The organism is Amphritea sp., assembly GCF_050300915.1.
Lineage (GTDB): Bacteria > Pseudomonadota > Gammaproteobacteria > Pseudomonadales > Balneatricaceae > Amphritea.
The window spans coordinates 1-4985 of record NZ_JBNKYN010000132.1; the positions used below are offsets into that span (position 1 = coordinate 1).

General features: G+C 51.3%; 5 protein-coding genes and 1 pseudogene. 2 read left to right on the plus strand and 4 right to left on the minus strand.

The window, feature by feature from the left end:
- Positions 1-626: IclR family transcriptional regulator (locus tag ACQY8X_RS20500; RefSeq protein WP_428036990.1), on the minus strand; the 626-nt coding region annotated here is incomplete at its 3' end.
- Positions 627-959: 333 nt separating this feature from the next.
- Here ACQY8X_RS20500 and ACQY8X_RS20505 point away from each other — a divergent pair.
- Both ACQY8X_RS20505 and hpaD read left to right on the plus strand, forming a co-directional pair.
- Positions 960-2021 carry an AraC family transcriptional regulator gene (locus ACQY8X_RS20505; RefSeq protein WP_428036991.1) on the plus strand — a complete coding sequence of 354 codons (1062 nt, stop codon included), beginning with the start codon at positions 960-962 and terminating at the stop codon, positions 2019-2021.
- A gap of 250 nt (positions 2022-2271) precedes the next feature.
- The gene (gene hpaD, locus ACQY8X_RS20510) at positions 2272-3120 is read left to right on the plus strand and encodes a 3,4-dihydroxyphenylacetate 2,3-dioxygenase (RefSeq protein ID WP_428036992.1); all 849 of its coding nucleotides are present in this window, start codon (positions 2272-2274) and stop codon (positions 3118-3120) included.
- Positions 3121-3168: 48 nt separating this feature from the next.
- On the opposite strand, the gene pqqE is transcribed toward hpaD, so the two are convergent.
- The 3 genes and pseudogenes from pqqE to ACQY8X_RS20525 form a co-directional block, all read right to left on the minus strand.
- Positions 3169-4386 (minus strand): pyrroloquinoline quinone biosynthesis protein PqqE, encoded by a 1218-nt coding sequence (pqqE, locus tag ACQY8X_RS20515; protein ID WP_428036993.1) that lies wholly within the window; start codon positions 4384-4386, stop codon positions 3169-3171.
- A complete protein-coding gene (gene pqqD, locus ACQY8X_RS20520) occupies positions 4361-4654 on the minus strand; it encodes a pyrroloquinoline quinone biosynthesis peptide chaperone PqqD (RefSeq protein ID WP_428036994.1) in 294 nt (97 codons plus the stop codon). The genes pqqE and pqqD overlap by 26 nt, the downstream gene beginning before the upstream one ends.
- Positions 4651-4985 (minus strand): annotated as a pseudogene (locus ACQY8X_RS20525) (pyrroloquinoline-quinone synthase PqqC); the annotation flags it as partial. The gene pqqD and the pseudogene ACQY8X_RS20525, both read right to left, overlap by 4 nt.

Here is a 4985-nt window from a genome sequence, read left to right on the forward strand (position 1 = left end):
CTGCCCAGAATATCCTCTGTCCCCGGCTTGATAATCGGCGCGGCAATACCGGTGAGACCGGAATTCAGCTCATCATGGGTAATGCAGTAGCCATCCTGACGAATGGAACGGGTTACCTGCGAAAAGCTCTTCCAGGTAAAGTCATATTCAGCATTATTTTCAATCGCGTCATGGAACAATTTTTTCAGCTTGCGGCCCTTTTGATAGGACACCAGCACTTTCGACTGAGCCCCTTTAAACAGCGGCAAAGGCTGCCCCCGGCCAAATGAAAAGCCAGCTTCTGTATCCGGCGAATTGATATAGGTGTTAATGATATGGCCGTCGTAAAACACACTGATATAAACATTAAGGCCGGTGGTTTTACACAGCTCAGAAATGATCTCTCGCCCATTCGATAACAACGGATCATAGCGACGCATCATCCAGTCCAGCTCGATAATCCTTGGCCCCAGGGTATACTGCCCATCCACCCGGCTCAGCAACCCGGATTCGCACAACTCTTTGACATAGCGATAGGCGGTAGCCCGTGAAAGCCCCATGCCATCGGCTATTGAATCAACATCTAACAGCAGTGAATCCGGCCCAAACATATTCAACACATTCAGCATCTTGCTAAGGCTTGTCATCTTGACTCCTTTCAACGTTATGCTGTTTTAACTGCAAAACAGCACACTCATTATTTATTTTGTTTACCTGCCCTCTGAAGGGGCATTCAGAATTTATCAATATTCTCACAATAGAAGAATAACTTCATTAAATAAATATAAAACAACGCCTTTTCAGCCCCTATTTGATAATTCAGCTCAATATAATTGCGGCAGGCCACGGTAGAAAATCATAAAATCAGAGCTTCTCTCTATCGGTCTGTGATAAATGCTATCCGCACCGGGACGATAGACGGTATCCTTAGGATTAACAGGCTTATTATCCATTTACGTCTTTGAGCTATTTGTGATCAGATGAACCACGGCAACGACCAACAGCTTCAGCATCCGCAGATCAACAGCAAGCAGTCATCCACTGTTGTCGGAGGCTGGTCGGTCGCCGTCGGTCGCGCACTGGACTCGCTGGGCTATCACGGCGATGAACTGCTGCGCGCGGCGGGTGTAGATCTATCCCAAAAGGGTAATAATGATGTGCGCTTCAGCGCTGACCATACCCGTGCACTCTGGGCGCTGGCGTTAACAGAAACCGGCCAGGAGGATATCGGTTTACAGGTTGCCCGCTATGTCTGCCCCACCACCTTTCATGCACTGGGTTTCTCATTATGGGCCAGTCACAGTCTGCTGGATGCGCTCAAGCGCATGGTGCGCTTTGAAGTGTTGCTCAATGATGGCTGCAACCTCTCATTGGAGAAAACTGAACCGGCATGTTTCCACTTCACCATGAAGGTCCGCCAGACTGATAACCGGCCGCTGGTTGCTGCCGAAGGGGTCGACTATTTTCTCGGTGCGGTGGTGAAGATGTTCCGCGATATGTCAGATCAGCGTTTCGCCCCGCAATCGGTCAGCTTCACCCGTGAGACACCGGTTAACCCGGCATTATGGGAAAGCTACTTCCAGTGTCCGGTCTGTTTTAATGCACCTGAAAACCGCTTAGTGCTGAGTGCAGACACCCTGAATAAAGAGTTGCCAACGGGAAACACTCTGCTGGCTGAGCAGAACGATAAACTGGTTGAGGACTATCTGCAGCGCCTACAGATGGCCGATCTGTGTGGCCAGGTGCGTATCGCCCTGATCGACCTGATGCCGCTGGGACTAACGACGCTGGAAGCGGTGGCAACCGAGCTGAATATGGTTCCCAGAACGCTGCAGTACAAACTCACGCAATCCGGCACCACCATTCAGACATTGCGGGATCAGATTCGCGAAGAGCTGGCGCGTAAATATTTGCAGTATTCCCGCCAGAGTATTACCCAGATCGCCTACTCGCTGGGGTTCTCCGACCCCGCCCACCTGAACCGTGCTTTCAAGCGCTGGACCGGAGAAACCCCAACCGCGTTCCGCGCCCGTCACCTTTGAGAAAATATTCACCAGAGAATACAGAGAAAGGCGGTTAAGAAGATTTTAAAGATTTACCTCTGTGTCCTCTGTGGTAAAAAATGCTCTTAGCCTTTTCTTGCGTCCTCTGCGCTAAAAATCAGCCCTGTCTTAAATGGTAAAAGCTTTGCTTTAAATGGCAAAGGCGATTTACCGCTGCCGCCTATACTGGCTCCCATGGAAATGACTTCCGTTTAACAAATCAAATAACAACAATGTATTGAGGTGAGTTATGGGCGAACTGGTTCTGGCAGCAAAAGTGACACATGTGCCTTCGATGTTTATCTCCGAGAAAGAGGGACCGCTGCACGGCATCCGCGAGTCGGCAATTCAGGGGCTGCGCCGTATCGGTGATATGTGCCGTGAACGTAAAGTAGATACTATCGTCATATCAGATACCCACTGGCTGGTGAATGCCGGTTTTCATATCAATGCGAAACCGGAGATGTCCGGGGTATTTACCAGCACCGAGTTCCCTCACTTTCTCAATAACATGGAATACAGCCACACCGGCGACCCTGAACTGGGGCAGCAGATTGCCGAGATCGCCACTAACAACGGTGTTACCACCCTCTGCCACCATGAGGTTGAAACCCTGCAGCTTCAATACGGCACCCTGGTTCCCCTGCGCTACCTCGGCGTTGGCAATGATATTAAAGTGGTTTCTATCGCTGGCTGGATGTATGACGCAGACCTGGAGGAATCAAAACAGGTCGGCGAAGCGATTCTTGAGGCGATCAACAAATCTGATAAACGGGTGGCGTTTCTCGCCAGCGGCTCGCTGTCACACCGGATTCCACCGAACAAAGTGGTTGGCGACTATATGTTCAAAATCAGTGAGCCACTGAATCAGGAGATCGACCTGATGGTGATGGATATGTGGAAAAAGGGTCAAACCAAAGCGTTTCTCGATCTGCTGCCGAAGTATGCTCAGGACTGTTCCGGAGAAGGCGGTATGCATGATACAGCAATGCTGTTTGGCCTGCTGGGCTGGGACAAATATGAAGGCTGTGCCGAAGTCATGACCGAATACTTCCCAAGCTCTGGCACCGGACAGTGCAACGTGGTCTTCCCGGTCTGAACCGCGTTAAAGAGTTAAAAAAAGCCGTTCTCTGAACGGCTTTTTGCGTTAGTCCACAGAGGATTTAACGAGGCTATAAGTAAGGCTATCGGTCGCAATAATCCGTGAATTACGCTCATTCCGGTAGACGAATTCAGCCGGATTATCAGTAACCGTTTCCGCCTTAGCACGGGCATTCAGAATCAGTTCGTGATGCCCGGACTTACTGCACACAGGATCAGCATTGTGCATATCCCCGGTCAGCATATAAGCCTGACAATGGCAGCCGCCAAAATCGTCCTCCTTTTCATCACAACTGCGACAGGGCTCTTTCATCCAATGATCACCACGAAAGTGATTAAACCCAGGACTGTCATCCCAGATCTGCTGCAACGACATCTCTGTTACATTCGAGAACTCAACTGGCAGCATCCGTGCGCTGTGACAAGGTAACGCCTTACCATCCGGTGTTACCGTCAGAAACACCTGCCCCCATCCGTTCATACACTTTTTGGGCCGCTCTTCGTAGTAATCCGGGGTGACAAAAATCAGTTTGATCGGATTACCCGCCGCTGCCAGTTTATCCCGGTATTGATTGGTGATCCGTTCAGCCCTTTTCAACTGTTCATGGGTTGGCAGCAACTGTCTGACATTTTCAAAAGCCCAGCCATAGTACTGGCAGGTGGCCAGCTCAACGTAATCCGCTTCAAGTTCGACACAGAGTTCAATAATACGGTCGATCCGATCAATATTATGCCGGTGCGTCACAAAGTTAAGTACCATCGGATAACCCTGGGCCTTCACTTCCCGGGCCATCTTCAACTTTTGCTTAAACGCTTTCTTTGAACCCGCCAGCATAGTGTTAACCGACTCATCACTGGCCTGAAAGCTGACCTGAATATGATCCAGCCCCGCCTCGCGGAAATCGGCGATCTTACGCTCGTTTAATCCCACCCCGGAGGTAATAAGATTTGAGTAATAACCCAGATTACGTGCTTCCCGGATCAGCTCAATCAGGTCCTGACGCACCAGTGGTTCGCCACCGGAGAAGCCCAGTTGGGCAGCCCCGAGTTCACGGGCCTGGGTAAACACATCGATCCACTCAGCGGTCGTCAGCTCTCCCGTTTTACTGGCAAAGTCCACCGGATTGGCGCAATAGGGGCACTGCAGTGGACATTTATAGGTCAGTTCGGCCAGCAACCAGAGCGGCTGGCCATGACCTGGGACACTGCTTAAAGAGGGCGCCTGTGAAGGCTGACCGTTACAGGCTGATCCAGAGTTGCTCACGGGCGTCTCCTAAAAAATCCAGAATATCCCGGTCGATCCCCTCGGCATCGGGGAATTTCGCCTGCAGTGTCTGGATAATATCCGCTGCAGTGCGCTGACCATCGACCAGCGCCAGCACTTCACCGGCGGGGCCGTTCAGTTTAACCATCCCCTCGGGATAGAGCAGTACGTAACAGTCCTGCGCTTTCTCCCACTGGAAGCGGAACATGCGATTCAGCGCAGGCACCGATTCCAGGGTTATCGCAGCTGTTTGATCCACACTGCTCATGCAAACAGACCTTTGTGGTAGATCTTCTCGTCGGTGACCGTATGATACGGCGGACGCTTCAGTTCATACGCCATGGTCATCGAATCCAGCATGGTCCACAACACATCCAGTTTAAACTGCAGGATGTTGAGCATCCGTTCCTGCTGTTCGCGGGTTTTGTAGTAATCCAGGGTGATCTCCAGCCCATGTACCACATCGCGGCGGGCTTCGGTCAGACGGTTACGGAAGTACTGGTAGCCCTCCGCCTTGATCCAGGGATAGTGGCCCGGCCAGCTGTCCAGTCGATTCTGATGGATCGTCGGTGCAAACAGTTCTGTCAGCGAGGAGCTGG